Here is a 17,910-nt window from a genome sequence, read left to right on the forward strand (position 1 = left end):
CGCTGATCCACGGCAACGCGGCGGTGCGGCACACGACGGCGGGCACGAGCGTGCGTTCGTGCCCGCCGTCGTGTGCCCAGGACCTCCGACGCCACCGCGTTCCCGCTCTGGGAGGCGTCCACCCCTGCACCGGGCGCGCCCCGTTTCCTCTGCGAAGGATCGAGGAACAGGCCGCGTCGGTCAGTGACCGGCGGGTTGCGGACAATATCCGACACCTCGGCATATGCGGATCCGCGTCGTGCTCAAATGGCCGCTCGGTCATCCGGGATCTGGTTCAACGCAGAAGGCGGCACCGTGGGGACGACAACGGAGAAGACCTTCCGGGCGCTGCTGGAGGCAGCGCCCGACGCCATGGTCATCTGTGACCGGGAGGGCCGGATCGCCCTGGTCAACGCGCAGACCGAGGCGCTGTTCGGCTACCGTCGCGAGGAGTTGCTGGGCGCGCCGGTGGAGGTGCTGGTCCCCGAGCGGTTCCGCCGGGCCCACACCGGCCATCGCCGCCGTTACGTCGCCGACCGCCGGGTCCGCCCCATGGGGGCGGGCCTGGACCTTTTCGGCCTGCGGAAGACCGGGGACGAGTTCCCGGTCGAGATCAGCCTGAGCCCGCTGGAGACCGCCGACGGCACGCTGCTGTCCGCCGCGATCCGCGACGTCAGCGACCGCAAGGCCGTCGAGGCGGCCCTGGCCGGCCTCTACGAGCAGCAGCGCCATGTCGCGCTCACCCTGCAGCGGAGCCTGATGGGCTCGCCGCCGCCGGTGCCCGGGGTGGTCACCGCGGCGCGGTGGCTGCCGGCCCGGCAGGGCGCGGGCGTCGGCGGCGACTGGTTCGACCTGGTGCCGCTGGGCGCGGGCCGCGTCGGCATCCTCATCGGGGACGTGATGGGCCGCGGCCTGGAGGCCGCCGCGGTCATGGGCCAACTGCGGTCCGCCGCCCACGCCCTGGCCAAGACCGGGATGGCGCCGTGGCAGCTGATGCAGGCGCTCGACGCCGTCGTCGCGGAGCTGCCGGACCAGCTGGTCACCTGCTGCTATCTCGTCCTCGACGTCGACGCGGGGGAGCTGACCCTCTGTTCGGCCGGACACCTGCCGGTCCTGCTGCTGGAGCCGGAGGCGGACGCCCGGATCCTGGAGGTCCCGGTCAGCGTCCCGCTCGGGGTGGGCGAGGTGCCGCACCTCCAGGTGACCCTGCCCGTCCCGGCCGGTTCCGTGCTCGCCCTCTACACCGACGGGCTGGTGGAGACGCCGTTCGGGGACCTCCAGGCCGCCATCGACGGCCTGGCCCGCAGCCTGGAGAAGCTCCTGGCCCGGGGCGACGACCTGGAGCGGGCGGCCGACGAGATCCTGACCGCGCTGCTGCCGGCCCCGGACGACTACGGCGACGACGTGACCCTGCTGCTCGCCCGCATCCCCGAACCCGCCCGCGCCGCGCAGTCGGCGGACCTCCCGGCCGACCCGACGGCGCCGGGAGCGGCCCGGTCCTTCCTGCGGCGTGCCCTGGCCGGCTGGTCCTGCCCGCCCGACGTCGTCGACGTGGCGGAACTGCTCTGCTCCGAGCTGGTCACCAACGCGGTCCGGCACGCCTGTGGGCCGATCCGGGTCCGGCTGCGCCTCGCGGACGGCGAGTTGGGGCTGGAGGTCACCGACGGCAGCCCGTTCCTGCCGCGGGCGCGCCACGCGAAGGAGGCGGAGGAGTCGGGGCGGGGTCTGCGCCTGGTCGACTCGCTCGCCGACCGCTGGGGAACGAGGGCGACGGCCGAGGGCAAGTCGGTCTGGCTCTCCCTCCAGTGCGCCGAAGCGGTCGCGTGCCACTGACGGACGGGTCGTCGGACGGGAGGGCCCGGACGGACGGCGCGGTGCCGTCCGTCCGGGCCCTCAGGCCGCCCAGCGGTGGTCGGCCGTGGTCGGCCGTGGTCAGCCGGTGGTCACCGCGGTGTCGTCGAGGACGAAGGAGGTCTGGTCGACCTTGTCCTCGGCGCCGGTGAACTTGAGGGTGACGGTCTGGCCGGCGTACGGGGCCAGGCTGAGGGTGTGCTGGGTGTAGCCGGTGTTGTGGTTCAGGTTGGAGTAGGTCGCCAGGGTGCCCAGAACCGTGCCCGAGGCGTTCAGCACCTGCACCTTGAGGGTGTCGTAGGCGGTGGTGGTGCTGGTCTCGGCGGTGTCGATGTGCAGCCAGAAGGAGAGCGCGGTGTTGGCGCAGCCCGCCGGGACGGTGACGCTCTGGGCGAGCGTGTCGGTGTGGGTGGTGCCGTAGCCGTCCAGCCAGGCGTCCCAGCTGCCGGAGCGGGCGGGCTCGTTGCTGCTGTCGTTCACCACGCTGGAGCTCGCGGTCCACGGGGCGGCGCTGCCGGTCTCGAAGCCCGGGTTGCCGAGCAGCTGCGCCGAGGTGCAGCCACCGCCCCCGCCGGCGGAGTTGACGGTCCAGGTGAACGACGTGGAGCCGGACGCGCCGGTGGAGTCCGTCGCCGTGACCGTCACGTTGGAGGTGCCGGCCGAGGTGGGGGTGCCGGAGATCAGGCCGGTGGCGGAGATGCCCAGGCCCGCCGGGAGGCCGGTCGCGGTGTAGGTCAGGCCCGCACCCGCCGAGTCGGAGCCGCTGACCTGGAGCGAGGCCGCGGTGCCGACGGTGCCCGTCTGGTTGCCCGGGTTCGCCACGGTGACGGTGTTGCCGGTGGAGCCGCCGCCGCTGCCGGAGGCGAGCCAGGCGGTGGCGTTCAGGGCGAGCGCGGCGTCGGTGCCCTTGGGGTCGTCCCAGCCGTCCTCGACGGTGTGGCCCGGCTCGCCGGTGCCGTCGTCGATGGCGGAGCTGTCGCCCCAGATCGCGACGCGGCCGCTGCCGAAGGTGCTGGTGGTGAAGAACGCGCCGCTGGCGCCGCCGGGGGTCGAGCCGGTCGTGTAGACCAGGCCCTTCACGTTCGGGTTGTCGGCGGGGTGCAGCGTCTCGGTGGTGCCGTTGTAGATGACGCTGCCGGTGACGTCGCCGAAGGAGCCGTGCAGGACCGGGTCGGCGGCGTCGCTGATCGCCCTCGGGGCGTCGCTGACGATGTTCTTCAGGTCGACGCTGAAGCCGAACGGGTCGGTGTTGTCGACGCCGTTGTTCGTCAGCAGGTCGTTGACGATGGCGGGGGAGTCCCAGCCGTTGTTGTTGCGGTCGCTGCCGGTGTGGTCGACCACCAGGAACAGCCCGCCGCCGTTCTGCACGTAGTGCATCACCGCGGCCTTCTCGGCGGTGGAGAGCTGGTCCTGCGGCTCGGGCAGGACGAAGGTGTCGAAGTGCGACAGGTCCAGCGGGTTGCTGGTGTCCCCGTAGGTGATGGTGTCGCCCGGGGGCAGGGTGTCCAGGCTGTAGCCGCCGGTCTTCTGCAGGGCGACGCCCCAGGCGGAGATGGCCCCGGTCCAGTCCGTCTCGGTCTGCGGGTTCGCGTTCTGCTGGAGCGGGTCGGGCATGCTCGTGCTGATGATCCAGTCCGAGTTGCCCGCCGTCTCGGACTTGCTGTCGTCGAACAGGATGTGATGGACCGTCGACGCGGCCGCTGCCTGAGGGGCCGCTGACGCGGCGGCGGGGGCGGCGACCGCGCCGGGCGCGGCGGTGACCGCCAGGGCCGTGGCGAGGACGGCGCCGGCGGCGAGGAGGCCGCTCCTGCCGCTCGGGATTCTTGTGAGCATGCGTCAATCTCCTGACTGCCGTTCCCGCTTGTGGCGCGACGGCGCTCGATGGACCGCTACGCGCGTAGGCGGCGGTTGCCACGAGCATCGGGCCAGGCGGGGAGGGCGAGCCAGTCAAATGGCATGTCCACTACATGAACGCGAGATGCCGGAATATCGGCGCAGAGGCGGCGCACGGGTGCCGACTTGTAGAAGTGCCGAACATTACAGGATATCTGATGCCGTGGAATGTAGCACCCACCGTCGCCGAGTTGTCGCCGATCGTTTGTTTTCACGACACCTTCGGTCGCGACAGTTCCCGCCGTGACCGCAACGACCACGGCCCGGCCGGCCCTCGTGACCGAAGGCCGCACACGCCGCCGGGCTCCCGCCCGAGACTTCCGCACCACCCGTTGGGGCTGGGCCTACTCCGCCCCCGCGGTGCTGATCTTCTCCGCCTTCGTCATCGTGCCGACCGGCTACACCTTCTACGTGTCGCTGTGGAAGTGGAACGCCCTCAACCCGGCCATGTCCGTCTACCGGGGGCTGGGCAACTACCAGCGGCTGTTCGACGCCACGCAGCCGACCTTCCTGTCCAGCCTGTGGCACTCGCTGTACTTCAGCGCGGCGATGGTGATCGGCGGGACCGCGCTCTCGCTGGCGCTGGCCCTGCTGCTCCAGCGCGGCGGGGCGCTGCTCAACGCGTCGCGCGTGGCGCTGTTCCTGCCGCACGCCACGCCGATGATCGCGACCTCGATGATCTGGGTCTGGATCTTCAACCCCCGCTTCGGCCTGGCCGACTGGATGCTGCACACGCTGCACCTGCCGACGTCGCAGTGGCTCCAGTCCTCGACCTCGGCGATGCCCGCCGTGATCGTCTACAGCCTGTGGCACGAGGTCGGGTTCACCACAGTCGTGTTCCTCGGCGGGCTCGCCGTGCTGCCGAACGAGCTCAGCGAGGCCGCGCGCATGGACGGCTGCTCGGCCTGGCAGGAGTTCTGGCACATCACCTGGCACCAGCTGCGGCCGGTCACCGTCTTCGTCGTCGCGATCACGGCGATCACCTCGCTCCAGGCGTTCACGCAGTTCTACCAGCTCTCCGACGGCGGCCCGGTCTACGCCACGACCACCCTCAGCTACCTGGTCTACCAGGAGGCGTTCGTCCTCAGCGACACCGGCTACGGCGCGGCACTCGCCGTGGTCCTCTTCGCCGTCACCGTCTTCTTCACCCTCGTCCGGCGCCGCACCGCCGCCGGGGCGGACTCCGCCCTCGCCTGACCCGCACCGACGGCACCCTCACCGGCGTCACCTGCACCGTCGTCACCCTCACCGTCCGCACCACACGACAGCACCAGACACGACAGGAACGGAACAACCATGCGTTACCGCATCGCCGCCGTCGCCGCAGCCGCGGCCCTCAGCCTCTCCGCCTGCGCCGGCGGCGGTACGCCCGCCGCCACGACCACGGGCGCGGCCACGGCCTCCGGTCAGGAGCTGGCCGTCCCCACCAAGCCGGTCACCATCACCTTCGAGGAGGCCATGACCATCGGCACCCTCAAGCCGGCCATGGAGAAGCTGGTCTCCGACTTCCAGGCCAAGTACCCGAACATCACCGTCAAGCTCCAGGGCGACCCGGACTACGCGACGATGTACACCAAGGAGAAGGCCGAGGTGCAGGCCGGCAACGCGCCGACCCTGGGCCAGGCCTACGAGAGCTGGGCCTCCTACTTCCAGTCCGGCGGCGCGCTCACCCCGATCAGCGAGCTGGCCGGCAGCGACACCCCCGCGGAGATGTCCACCTTCTACAAGGGCGTCCAGAAGGACCTGGCCCTGGGTGACGGCAAGACCTGGATGTGGCCCTTCAACAAGAGCGTGCTGATCCTGTTCTCCAACGCCGACATGCTGAAGGCCGACGGCCAGAACGCCCCGAAGACCTGGGACGACTACGCCTCGGTGATGAAGGCCGCCTCCAAGGGCGGCGTCACCGGCTCCACCATCGACCCGGGCTCGGCCACCGCCGCCGCCTTCGGCACCCAGTGGTTCGAGATCCTCGACAAGTCCGACGGCGGCACCCTCTACGACGCCGACGGCACGCCGCACCTGAACGACGCCGGCGCCGTCCAGGCCCTCACCTACATGAAGTCGCTCAAGGACGCGGGCGCGCTGGCCACGGGCAAGAACTACCCGGGCGAGACGGCGCTCGGCGCCAAGAAGGGCGCGTTCGACATCTCCTCGGCGGCCGGCTACGGCTTCGAGAAGGCGACCGTCGGCGGCAAGTTCAACCTCGGCATCTCCGCCCTCCCGGCCGGCCCGTCCGGCCCGGTCAACGAGCTGACCGGCACCAACATCGTGGTCTTCAAGAACGCCACCGCCGACCAGAAGGCCGCCGCCTGGACGTTCCTGAAGTTCATCACCAGCCCCGCCGAGCAGGCCGGCTGGGCCTCCACCTCCGGCTACCTGCCGGTCACCCCGCAGGCCCTGCCGCTGATGCAGGCCTTCGTCGCCAAGAACCCCTACGAGACCGCCGCCGTCTCCGAGCTCGACACGGCCTTCGCCCTTCCGCCCTACAGCTGGATCTTCAAGTGCCAGGGCTACGAGGCCACCGCCCTCCAGGACGTGCTGGACAACGGCGCGGCGCCCGCCGCCGCGCTGAACACCGCGCAGACCGCCTGCACCGCCGCGAAGGCCCAGGGCTGAACCGATGAGCACCTCCTCCTCACGGGGGATCCGGTCCGTCACCGGAGCCGGCCGCGCCGGGCGTATCGCCCGGCGCGTGCTGGCGCTGCTGATCGGTGCCGCGTTCGTCTTCCCGTTCTACTGGACCGTCGTCATCTCGCTCGGGCGGCCCGGGGAGTTCAGCGACTTCCCGCCGGTGCTGCTGCCGCACTGGGACTGGTCCAACTGGTCCCGCGCCTGGCATGCGGCGCCCTGGGTGCGGCTGTTCGCCAACACCGTCCTGATCGCGTCCTGCACGGTGCTGCTGTGCCTGGCCACCTCGCTGCTGGCCGGCTTCGCCTTCGGCGTGCTGCGCTTCCGCGGGCGCAAGTTCCTGACGCTGCTGGTGCTCTCGGTGCTGATGATGCCGGGAACCGTGCTGATCATCCCGGACTACGTCCTGGCCAGTGACCTGCACCTGCTGAACACCTACTGGATCCAGATCATCCCCTGGGGCGCCAGCGTCTTCGGCATCTTCCTGGTCCGCCAGTTCTTCCTGGCGATCCCTCAGGAGATCCTCGACGCCGCCGCGCTGGACGGGGCGTCCCGGCTGCGGGTGCTCTGGTCGATCGGCATCCCGATGGTGCGCCCCGCGCTCGTCATCATCGCCGTCAACGTGTTCCTGGGGTCGTGGAACTCCTTCCTGTGGCCGGTGATCATGACCAGCAGCAGCATGGACTCCTCCAGCACGGTCCAGCCGGTCGAGGTGGGCCTGTCCACCTTCGCCTCCGCCGAGGGCACCGACTTCCCCGGGCTCGCCGCGGCGGTCACCTTCACCACCCTGCCCGTCATGGCGTTCTTCCTGGTGCTGCAACGGCAGTTCATCCGGGGCGCCCTGTCCGCCGCCGGAGGCGTCCGTGGCTGACGACCGTTCCACCACCGTGCCGATCCTGGTCACCGACTTCGACGGCACGGTCTACCGGAGCGACGACCCGGTGCGCTTCTACGCGCGCCGCGTCGCCGCCTCGCTGCCGGCCGCGCGGTCCACCGCCCTCCTCGACACCTTCGAGCGCTTCCTCGCCGAGGGCGTCGCCGCCGCGGCCGCGGCCGCGGACCCGGCCGAGGCCAGGGCGCTGCTCCAGGCGCAGGACGGCTGGGGCCTCGTGCAGGCGCTCGCCGCCGACCTCGGGCTGGACGACGCGGTGACGCAACAGGCGTTCCTGGCCAGCCGGGTCCACATGCTCGACGACGCCTGCGCGCTGGAGGTCGTCGAACCGCTGGTGGCCCTGTTCGCCGAACTGCGCGGTGACGTGCGGATCGTGCTGGCCACCAACAGCCCCGCCGAGGGGCTGGCGCCGCTGCTGGACCGCATGGGCCTGAGCGGCGCCTTCGACCAGGTCGTCGCCGGGGCGGGAAAACCCGAGGGCCTGCGGACCTGGATGACCCGCGCGCTCGGCGACCGGCCCGCCGAGGAGCTGTTCTCCCTCGGCGACCACTACCGCAACGAGATCGAACCGGCGGTCGCCATCGGCGCCGCCACCGGATACATCGACCGCTTCGGCCGCGCCGACGGCCCGGCCACCGCCACGGCCTCGCGCGTCGAGGACCTGCTGCCGGCCGTCAGATCCTGGGCCCTGTCCCGGACCGTCGACCAGGCACACGCACCGATCTAGACAGTGAGCACACATCAACTCATGACAACTGTGGAATTCTGGGGCGGCGTCGGCCTCATCGGATCCAGCAAGATCCTCGTCAGCGAGGGCTCGCACCGGGTCCTGCTGGACTTCGGCACGGACATCCCCGCCGAGGCCGACCTGTTCCGCTCCCCGGTCGCGGCCCGACCGGGCCGCGAGCTCGCCCACCGGCTCCGCGTCGGCGCGGCCCCCCGCATCGCGGGCCTGTACGACCCGGCCCAGCTGGACGCCGGCGACCCGCTCGGGTCGGCCGGGCCCGGCACCGGGGTCGACACCGAGGTCTTCATCACCCACGGCCACATCGACCACTGCGGCCTGGCCGGGTTCGTGGACCCGCGGATCCCGGTCCACGCCTCCCCGGCGACGATCGCCCTGCTGAGCGCGCTGTCAGCGGCCGGCGAGGGCCTCCCCGGCGGCGACCCCGCCTGGCAGCCGCTGCCGGACGAGACGCCCGTCCAGGTCGGACCCATGACCGTGGAGCGCATCACCGTCGACCACGACACCCCCGGGGCCAGCGGCTACCTGGTCACCACCGGCGACGGCGTCCTCGCGTTCACCGGCGACATCCGCTTCCACGGCCGCAACCCCGAGCGCTCCTGGCACTTCGCCGAACGCGCCGCGGGCTGCGACATGCTCGTCACCGAGGGCACCGCCCTGGGCCTGGGCCTGCCGCCCGGCCCGCCGCGCACCGAGGACGACGTCCTCGCCGACTTCGCCGCCGCGCTCGCCGCCGCCGGCCGCGACCTGCTGCTGCTCGCGCTGTACCCGCGCGACCTGGAGCGCGTCACCGAGTTCGTCGAGACCGCGGCCGCGGCCGGCCGCCGCATCGTGTGGGGCGACCGCACCGCCGCGTTCCTGCGCGAGGCGGGAGCGCCGGACCCCCTGTCCTGGAGCTCCGTCGGCCTGGACGCGCTGCGCGCCGACCCGGGCGCCTTCGTCTACCAGCCGGACCTGGGCGACCTGAGCGGCATCGCCGACCTCGGCGACCTCCCGGTCGGACCGGGCACGGTCTGGCTCCACGCGAACGGCGAGCCGCTCGGGCCCTTCGAGTCCCGCTGGCAGCTGTTCACCGAGTGGCTCACGGCTCTCGGGATCCCCCTGCGCCGCATCGGCTCCTTCGGCCACGCCACCGCGGACGACCTGCACGCCTTCGTCCACCGCGTCGCCCCCAAGGTCCTGGTCCCGATCCACACCCAGGCCCCGGACCTCCTCCACCCCCTGCCCCCGACCCTCCGGGTGATCCCCGAGTACGCCACCCCCTACCGCCTCGACGGCCGCAGGGCCTGACCCCGATCCCACACAGCGGAAGGGCCTCCGACGGCGAGAGGCCCTTCCACTGTGGCCGGCCCGTCACAAGGCTCCCGGGGGCGGCTCATCGGCCGCCCCCGGGACCCACTGGGCGGGGTCGACGGGCGGCGTCTACGTCTCCTCCGAGCGCAACGTCGACTCCTCCGGCACCAGCCGCCTGTCCGTGCTGCGCTACGACGTCAGCGGCACCGGGACCACGCTGAACGCCACTCAGGAGTGGAACCCCACCGCCGATCTGCCGCCGACCGGCGCCAACCTCGGGCTGGCTCCGGGACGCGACCGAGCGGCGCAGGTGCGCGTGCAGCACATGGCGGGCCACGCCGAAGAGCCAGCCCCGGGCGGTCCCGAGCGTCGCGTCGAAGCTGCGCCGGGTCGAGAAGGCCTGGAGCCAGGTCTCGGCGAGCAGGTCGTCGGCCGCCTGCGGGGCCCGGCGCGCGAGGTGGCCGTGCAAGGCGGTGGAGTGCTCCTCCACCAGCGGCGCGAACATCGCCGCGTCGACAGCGGACCGCGCCAGCTGGGCCTCCCCGCTCAGCCGGCCGCCGCGTTCGCCGCTCTCGCGGTGCTCCGTTTCCACGGAATCTCCTTCTGTGACCGCCCGGCGGCGGTCTCACCTTCTACTTGTCGGACGCGCCACGAGCGTTCGCATGTCACGCCGCGTGACGTCCCGGCGAGTGGCGGGAGGCGTGGGACGCCGCCGGACAGCGGGTCCGGTGCCCGGCGGCGACGGAGTGTGACCAGGTCAGCGGCCCTGCGGGGGGTGTTCGCCGGGGTGCGGGGCGAGGCGGCACGGTATAGCGTGGTGTCTCGTACCGTCGCAGCCGCAACTGTCTGCGACACCCGCGTCACATCACACCCCACACCGCCTGGTCCACGCATGCGCGGGAGGTGGAGCCGTGACGACCGCTACCAGGTGGCGACCGGACCTCCCGGTGACCGTCTTCTGTGTGTGGACGACTGCGCTCGTCTGTCTGTACTACGCCTTCTCGGCCCAGAGATTCATCTTCGTCGCGGTCGGCCTCAGCGGCGTCGCGGGCATCGTGCTGGGCCTGGTGCGCAACCGCCCGTCCCACCCGCTGCCCTGGCTGCTGCTGGCGGCCGCCAACCTGACGTTCACGCTGGGGGAGCTCGCGCAGATCGTTCTGATCCAGTACGAGCACGAGGACCCTGTCACGTCCATCGCGGACGCGTTCTACCTTGTCACGTACGTCCTGTACGCGGCGGGGCTGCTCGGCTTCATCCGCTGGCGGTCCTCGCGGCAGGACCGGGCCAGCCTGGTCGACGCGCTGACCCTCACCGCGGCCCTGGCTCTGCTGTCCTGGGTCTACGTGATCGTCCCCTACGCCCACACCCCGGGCCAGACGTGGTTCCAGCGGGCCGTCTCCATCACCTACCCCCTCGGGGACATCCTGGTGCTGGCGATGCTGCTGCGGCTGCTGGCCCCGCGCGGCGGCAAGAGCCTCTCCCTGGTCCTGCTCACCATCGGCACCGTCGGGCTGCTGGCGGCCGACGTCGCCTACGCACAGCTCCAACTGCACGGCGTGTGGCGCACCGGCACGCCCGTGGACCTCGGCTGGGCGGTCTTCTACGGGGCGTGGGGCGCGGCCGCCCTGCACCCGTCCATGAGATCCCTGACCGAGCCGGTGGCGGTGCGGCACGAGAGCGTCCACGGCTGGCGGCTCGGTCTGCTGGCCGTCGCCTCGCTGACGGCTCCGGTGATGCTGCTGATCGCCGCCGCGCGGGGGGACAACGGCAACGCCGGCGTGATCGGGGCGTTCTCGGCGGTGCTGTTCCTGCTCGTCCTGCACCGGCTCTCCGGCGTCGCGGCGACCCACCGTCAGGCGCTCGCGCGCGAGCGCGTGCTGCGGGCGGCGGCGACCGGCCTGGGCGACGCCGAGTCCGTCGCGGACGTCGCCCTGACCGTGACCGGCGCGGCCCGGGTGCTGCTGGACGGGGGCCACGGGCGCAGCATCCTGTTCGCGGTCAGGGACGAGCGCGGCTCCTGGTGCGTAAGGACGCAGGACGGTGATCCGGAGGACAAGGTGATCCCGTCCTTCGCCGCGCGTGACGACCTGGCGGCGGTCGCGAGCGGCAGCACGAGGGAGGTGCGCGTCGCGGAGCTGCCCGGACCGTTGCGGGAGCACTTCTCGGGCGGACATCCGGTGCTGGTCTGCCCCCTCGCCGCCCAGGACCGGGCGGCCAAGGACCCACCCGAGCTCGGCGCGCTGCTGGCCGAGAGCGACGAGTGGGGCCTGGCGTCGCGCCGCGACAGCCTGGCCACCCTGGCGACCCAGGCGGCGCTCGCCGTGCAGCGGATCCTGCTGAGTCGGGAGGTCAGCAGGCGCAAGAGCGAGGCGTACTTCCGCACCCTGGTGCAGAACGCCTCGGACGTGATCCTGATCCTCGGGGACGACGACACCGTCCGCTACGCCAGCCCGTCCGCCGCCCAGGTGCTGGGGTCCACCCGGTTGACGGGGTCCCGCTTCCCGGAGCTGGTGGTGCCGCAGGAGCGCCGGATCGTCCGTGACGCGCTGGCCCAGATGCGGGTGCGCGACAGCGACAGCCGCCGCGACCACTGGCGGATGCGCCGGGCCGACGAGGGCGCCGTCGAGGTCGAGGTGCGCTGCAGCGACCTGCGCGCGGACCCCACGGTCGGCGGCCTGGTGCTGACCCTGCGCGATGTCACCGAACAGCGCAACCTCGAACGGGAACTGACGCACCGTGCCTTCCACGACCCGCTGACGGGCCTGGCGAACCGGCTGCTCTTCCAGGAGCGGGTGTCCCACGCGCTCGCCCAGAGCCACCGCGAGGGCACCGTGGTCGGCGTGCTCTTCGTCGACGTGGACGACTTCAAGATCGTCAACGACGTCCAGGGCCATGGGGTCGGCGACGAACTCCTGGTGGCGCTCGCGCTGCGGCTCTCCACCACCGTCCGGGCCTCGGACACCGCCGCGCGCATCGGCGGCGACGAGTTCGCGCTGCTGATCGAGGACCCGATGACGCCCGCCGACGTGGAGGCCTTCGCCGACCACGTGCTGGAGGTGTTCGGCGAGCCGTTCCAGCTGAGCGTCGGGCCGGTGAGCGCCTACGTCAGCGTCGGCATCGCCACCACCGAGGACAGCTACGACTCGGTGGAACTGCTGACGCACGCGGACCTGGCGCTGTACGAGGCCAAGACCGCCGGCAAGCGGCAGTGGCGGCACTACCACCCCTCGCTCCAGAGCGGCATGCTGGAGCGCCACGAGCTCCAGGACAGCCTCAACCGCGCCGAGGTCGATTCCTTCCAGGTCCTCTACCAGCCCATCGTGGAGCTGGCGAGCGGCAAGGTGGACGGGTTCGAGGCGCTGCTGCGTTGGCCGCACTCCACCCGCGGCGTGGTGATGCCCGAGCAGTTCATCTCGCTGGCCGAGGAGAGCGGGCAGATCGTGCCGCTCGGCGGCTGGGTCCTGGACCTGGCCACCACCGAGGCGGTGGGCTGGCACCGCCTGCTGCGCGAACGGCACGCCCCGGGCGGCGCGCCGGTGTGGCCGTACGTCAGCATCAACGTCTCGCCGCGTCAGTTCCACGACCCCGGCTTCCTCGGCGTCATGCACCACGCGCTGGAGCAGTCGGGCATCGCCCCGTCCTCGGTCGTCCTGGAACTGACGGAGAGCCTGCTCATCCGGCGCGACGAGCGGATCCTGGCCCAGATGCAGGACCTGACCGACCTCGGGATCCGCATCGCGATCGACGACTTCGGGACGGGCTACTCCTCGCTGAGCTACCTGCGCGAGTTCCCCATCTCGATTCTGAAGATCGACCGCACGTTCATCGACGAACTCGGCCGGTCCCCCCAGCAGTACGCGCTGGTCGAAGGCATCACGCATCTCGCCGACACCCTGGGCGTCGCCGTGATCGCCGAAGGAGTGGAGACCTCCCGCCAGCAGGAGCTGCTGATCGCGCTGGGATGCCAGCGCGGCCAGGGCTACCTGTTCGCGCAGCCGATGGACGCGGCGTCCGCCCGTCAGCTGCTCCTCGAATCGCCGACCGGCGCCTTCAAACCCAGCGCGCTCAGACCCGGAGTCGCCTGAGCCGGCCGCTGCCGGCTCCGGAATCCCTGGAAGACCCTGGAAGGCGATGCCACAGCGACCGTTGCCCACACCACCGCCCGGCCGGTACCTGCTGCTCCGGAACGATCAGGGGCAGTTCGGCGTCTGGCCGGCGGAGCTCGCGGCCCCGGACGGCTGGCGTCCGGCCGGGCCCGAGCCCGCGGACTCCGCCCAGGAGTGCGCCGCCGTGCTCCGCGCCGGCCCCCCGTACCTGTGGCCCAAGCTCCGTCCCGGGCACCGGCGCACCACGGCCGCGTCGACGACCGGCCGGGCCGCCGGCCCCGAGGCCCGCGGCGACCCGGTGCCGACCGTGTCCGCGCTGGTCCGCACGCAGGCGCACCGGACGCCGCTCGCCCCGGCGTTGCTGTGGACCGGCGGCGCGCTCAGCTACGGCGCCCTGGACACGCGTGCCGACGTGACCGCCGCGGCGCTCCAGGAGCGCGGCTGCGGGCCGGGCGAGGTGGCGGCGGTCTGCCTGGACCGCACCGCCGACCTGGTGGTCTGCCTGCTGGCGATCCTGCGCACCGGGGCGACGCTGCTGCCCCTCGACCCCGAGATGCCTCCTGCCCGCCTGGCCCACCTGCTGGGCGACGCGCGGGCCCGTCTGGTGGTCACCGGGGAGGACCACCGGCGGATGTGCGAGTCCGCCGCGTCGGCCGGCCACGCGGAGACGGGCCGCGGGGAGACGGGCCGTGCCGGCTGCGGGGCCGCGGCCACGGCGGTCGTGGCGGTGGACGAGGTGACCGGGGAGGTCCCGCCGGAGGAGAGGCCGCGGCCGGACGAGCCCGACCCGGACGACGTCGCGTACCTCATCTACACCTCCGGCTCCACCGGCGCGCCCAAGGGCATCGCGGTCACCCACCGTTCCCTGGCGGGTTCCCTGGCCGCGTCCGCCGCCTCCTACGGCTGGCATCCCGGCGACCGCGCCCTGCACCTGGCCGCGGTCAGCTTCGACACCTCGCTGGAGCAGATCTTCGGCCCCCTGATCACCGGAGCCGCCACCGTGCTGACCGGAGGGCCGCCGTGGGCTCCCAGCGAGGTGTTGGAGGCCGTGGCCCGCCACCGCATCTCGACCCTGGACCTGACGCCCGCCTACTCCCGCCACCTCCTCAGCCTCCTGCGGGCCGGCCGGTACCCGCTCGACACGGTGCGGCTGGTGGTCGTCGGCGGGGAGATCGTCCGCGCGAAGGACTGCCGCGGCTGGCTGGAGCACGCGCCCGGAGCCCGGCTGGTCAACGCCTACGGACTGACCGAGACCACGATCACCTCCACCACCTGCGATCTCGGCGCCTGGGCCGCCACGGCCGACGGCGGCGCGCCGGCCCCCGTGGGTCGTCCGCTCCCCGGCACCCGCGTCCACCTCCTCGACGCGCGACTGCGGCCGGTGCCGCCGGGCGAACGGGGCCAGGTCCACATCGGCGGCGACCATGTGGCCGAGGGCATCTGGCGGCAGCCCGACCGCACGGCGCAGGAGTTCCTGCCGGATCCCTACGGCGACCGCCCCGGCGCGCGGATGTACCGCACCGGCGACATCGGGGTGTTCCTTCCCGACGGGTCGCTGTCGATCGTCGGCCGGTTCGACGACCAGATCAAGATCCGCGGGCACCGCATCGACCCCGCCGAGATCGAGGCCGTCCTGCGGGCCCATCCATCCGTCGACGACGTCGCCGTCGTGGCGCGGCACCGCGGCGAGCACGACCAGCAGCAACTGGCCGCCTTCTACCGTCCCGCGCCTGGGACTTCGCCCGGCGCGAACGGAGGCGACGGAGGGGACGGAGGCGACGGCGCGGACGGAGGGAACGGAGGGAACAGCGGGACGGCGGACCAGTTGCGCCGCGCGCTCGCCCGGGCCCTGCCCGGCTACATGATGCCCGCCTCGTTCACGGCGCTGGAGCACCTGCCGGTCACCCCGCACGGGAAGATCGACCGGCGGGCGCTGGCGCGGAGCGCGCTCCAGGCCCCGCCCGCGCCCCACGCCGCCGCGCCACCCGCCGGCGCCCCGGCGCTCCCGCAGCCGTCCGCCCGGGCGGACGCCGTCCCCGCCGCACCAGCAACGCCCGCCGAAGCCGCGCAAGCCGCCACATCCGCCGGGCCTGCCGGGTCCGACGGGGCCGCCCCGGCGGCCTGGGCGACGCCGACCCGACCGCACGCCGTCATGGCGCATCTGTGGGCGCAGATCCTGGGTGTCGCGCACGTCCGCCCGGACGACGACTTCTTCCACCTCGGCGGCAACTCGCTGCTCGCCATGGAGATGCTGGCGCGGGCGCGCGTCATCTTCGGCATCGACATCACCCAGGTCCGCGAACTCTCCCGCGCCCTCCTGCTGCACCCCACGCTCGCCGACTTCGCCGAGCAGGCGACGCTGGCCCGGCGCGGGCGGCTGACCGGGACCGACCGGCCACCGGTCGACTTCACCGCCGAGGCGGAGCTGAGCCTGCGGGCCGCAGGCACCGGCGACCCCGCCCCCGACCCCCGCCGACCCAAGGACATCCTGCTCACCGGAGCGACCGGGCTGTGCGGCACGCACATGCTGGGCGAACTCCTGGAGCACACCCAGGCCCGGATCCACTGCCTGGTGCGCGCCCCCGATCCGGCCCAGGCCTTCGAGCGCCTGCGCGCCGCCCACCTGCGCTACCTGCGCCGGGATCTCGCCGCCGACCCGCGCCGCGACCGCATCGTGCCGACCGTCGGCGACCTCGCCGCGCCGCGCCTGGGACTCGCCCCCGACACCGCCGCCATGCTGGAGCGGACCGTCGACCTGATCTACCACTTCGGCGCGCAGGTCAACTTCATCTACCCCTACCAGGCCCTGCGCGCCGCCAACGTCGAGTCCGTGCGCGCGCTCGTGGAGCTGGCCGCCCCCAGGTCCGTGCCGCTCCACTACACCTCCAGCCTGGCCGTCATGGCCGGGTACGGCGCCGCGGGCGTGCGCGCGGTCACCGAGCGGACGCCCCTCGCCCACGCCGACTACCTCTCGGTCGGCTACGTCGAGTCCAAGTGGGTGGCGGAGCTGATGCTGCGTCACGCGGCCGAGGCGGGCGTCCCGGTCAGCGTGTACCGGCTCCAGGACGTCACCGGCTCGCTGGCCACGGGTGTCCTCAACACCGGCACGGAGATCTGCGCCCTCGTCAAGTTCCTCGCCGACTCCGGTCTATGCCCCGCCGTCGACCTGCCGCTTGACCTCCTGCCGGCCGACTGCTTCGCGCAGGCGGTACGCCACATCTCCACCGTCGGCCCCTCCGCCACCGCCCCCGGCGGTGGCGTCTACCATCTGACCAATCCCCGCCCCGCGCTGGTGGACGTGCTGGCCGACAGTCTGCGCGGGCGCGGCTTCGCGGTCCGCGAGATCCCGTACCAGGAGTGGGTGAGCGCGCTGATCCGGTTCGCGGCCGAGCATCCGGCCCACCCGGTCAGCCCGTTCGTGCCGCTCTTCGTCGACCGCTGCAACCACGCCGACATGAGCGTCAGCGAGATGTACCTGCAGAGCGTCTTCCCGCGCTTCCGCCGCGACCACGCGGAGCGCGCCCTGGCCGGCAGCGGCGTGCTTATCCCCCCGGTGGACCTGGAGATGCTCGGCCGCTACGTGGACAGCCTCGAACGCGACGGCTATCTCTCACCCGCGCAGGACACGGCCCCGCGCCCGGCGGAGCCGCGCCGCACGTCCTGGGCGCGGCTGGACCTCGCCCACGCTCCGGCGGACGCCCCGGTGGCCTTCGGCGGCAGCCTCACCCCCGACGAGGTGGGCGCCGCCTACGCCGCGGGCGCCTACCCGATGCCCGCCGCGGACGACCGCGCCCGCGGGACGGCGATGTCCCTGTACGGCGCGGAGGTGCACTCCGGGCGGATTCCCGTGGTCGGGTCGGGCGACCCCTGGGCCCTCGCCTGGTGGTCTCCGGACCCCCGACCGGTGATCCCGGTCGCCGACGTCCACCTCAGCCGCAGCCTCGTCCGCCGCCTGGACCGCCGGGTCCGCTGGACCACCAGCGCGGACCGGGCCTTCGCGGAGGTCCTGCACGCCTGCCGGGTGGGACGCCGACCCCGGTGGCTCACCGACGAGCTGATGCGCTGTCTGCTCGCGCTGCACGCAACGGGCCAGGCCCACAGCGCCGAGGTGTGGGAGGGCGACCAGCTGATCGGCGGGGTGTTCGGCGTGCGCGTCGGCCGGGTCCTCAGCATGGACTCGATGTTCGGGACACGCCCCGGCTCCGGCCTGGTCGCGGTGGCCGACCTCGCCCTCCGCTTCGCCGAGGCGGGCGGCGAGTTCCTGGACGCCCAACGCGACAGCCCCCACGTGCGGGCCATGGGAGCGATACTGACGCCGCGTCAGGACTATCTGTCGCTGCTCGGGCGAGCCGAGCAGCCCCGTCCGGACGGCGACCGGCCCCTGCCGACCGCCGCCGAGGAAGCCCGACGGCTCACCCGGGGCCGGGGCGGGCGTTGCCCTGTTCGGCCGGTCCGTCCTGCGCGCTGACCTGCGCCGACCTAGTGTGGTGCAGGTAGGGGGCCCTGACCTGGAAGGACGCCGT

Annotated in this window: 9 protein-coding genes and 2 pseudogenes; 9 read left to right on the plus strand and 2 right to left on the minus strand. The window is 73.0% G+C overall.

The genetic code is table 11. From position 1 onward, the window contains the following. The first annotated feature begins 294 nt into the window (after positions 1-294). Positions 295-1,812: an ATP-binding SpoIIE family protein phosphatase gene (locus TR50_RS09780; protein WP_269084785.1), complete on the plus strand. Its 1,518-nt coding sequence runs from the start codon at positions 295-297 to the stop codon at positions 1,810-1,812. 99 nt (positions 1,813-1,911) lie between these two features. Here TR50_RS09780 and TR50_RS48600 read toward each other — a convergent pair whose 3' ends face one another. Continuing rightward, the gene (locus tag TR50_RS48600) at positions 1,912-3,663 is read right to left on the minus strand and encodes an Ig domain-containing protein (protein WP_052440885.1); all 1,752 of its coding nucleotides are present in this window, start codon (positions 3,661-3,663) and stop codon (positions 1,912-1,914) included. A gap of 303 nt (positions 3,664-3,966) precedes the next feature. On the opposite strand from TR50_RS48600, the gene TR50_RS09790 reads away from it, so the two are divergent. The 6 genes and pseudogenes from TR50_RS09790 to TR50_RS50365 all read left to right on the plus strand — a co-directional run. Further along, positions 3,967-4,920 carry a carbohydrate ABC transporter permease gene (locus TR50_RS09790; protein ID WP_052440886.1) on the plus strand — a complete coding sequence of 318 codons (954 nt, stop codon included), beginning with the start codon at positions 3,967-3,969 and terminating at the stop codon, positions 4,918-4,920. A gap of 99 nt (positions 4,921-5,019) precedes the next feature. Continuing rightward, positions 5,020-6,339, plus strand: coding sequence for an extracellular solute-binding protein (locus TR50_RS09795; protein WP_042417857.1), 1,320 nt, complete (start codon positions 5,020-5,022; stop codon positions 6,337-6,339). A 4-nt stretch (positions 6,340-6,343) separates the two neighbouring features. After that, complete coding sequence (locus TR50_RS09800; RefSeq protein WP_042417859.1) at positions 6,344-7,222, plus strand: carbohydrate ABC transporter permease; 879 nt, start codon at positions 6,344-6,346, stop codon at positions 7,220-7,222. Further along, positions 7,215-7,970, plus strand: a complete 756-nt coding sequence (locus TR50_RS09805; protein ID WP_042417861.1) for an HAD family hydrolase — start codon at positions 7,215-7,217, stop codon at positions 7,968-7,970. The genes TR50_RS09800 and TR50_RS09805 overlap by 8 nt, the downstream gene beginning before the upstream one ends. A gap of 21 nt (positions 7,971-7,991) precedes the next feature. After that, positions 7,992-9,278, plus strand: coding sequence for an MBL fold metallo-hydrolase (locus TR50_RS09810; RefSeq protein ID WP_084700029.1), 1,287 nt, complete (start codon positions 7,992-7,994; stop codon positions 9,276-9,278). Between the two features lie 82 nt (positions 9,279-9,360). Beyond that, positions 9,361-9,564: pseudogene (locus TR50_RS50365) on the plus strand (lamin tail domain-containing protein); the annotation flags it as partial. Between the two features lie 30 nt (positions 9,565-9,594). On the opposite strand, the pseudogene TR50_RS48605 reads toward TR50_RS50365, so the two are convergent. After that, positions 9,595-9,786, minus strand: a pseudogene (locus TR50_RS48605) (RNA polymerase sigma factor); the annotation flags it as partial. A gap of 406 nt (positions 9,787-10,192) precedes the next feature. On the opposite strand from TR50_RS48605, the gene TR50_RS09820 reads away from it, so the two are divergent. Together TR50_RS09820 and TR50_RS09825 are read left to right on the plus strand one after the other, a co-directional pair. Then, positions 10,193-13,366 carry a putative bifunctional diguanylate cyclase/phosphodiesterase gene (locus tag TR50_RS09820; protein WP_152648335.1) on the plus strand — a complete coding sequence of 1,058 codons (3,174 nt, stop codon included), beginning with the start codon at positions 10,193-10,195 and terminating at the stop codon, positions 13,364-13,366. A 46-nt stretch (positions 13,367-13,412) separates the two neighbouring features. After that, positions 13,413-17,855, plus strand: coding sequence for an amino acid adenylation domain-containing protein (locus TR50_RS09825; protein ID WP_084700030.1), 4,443 nt, complete (start codon positions 13,413-13,415; stop codon positions 17,853-17,855). Positions 17,856-17,910: the final 55 nt, after the last annotated feature.

It is taken from the genome of Streptacidiphilus anmyonensis (genome assembly GCF_000787855.1).
Lineage (GTDB): Bacteria > Actinomycetota > Actinomycetes > Streptomycetales > Streptomycetaceae > Streptacidiphilus > Streptacidiphilus anmyonensis.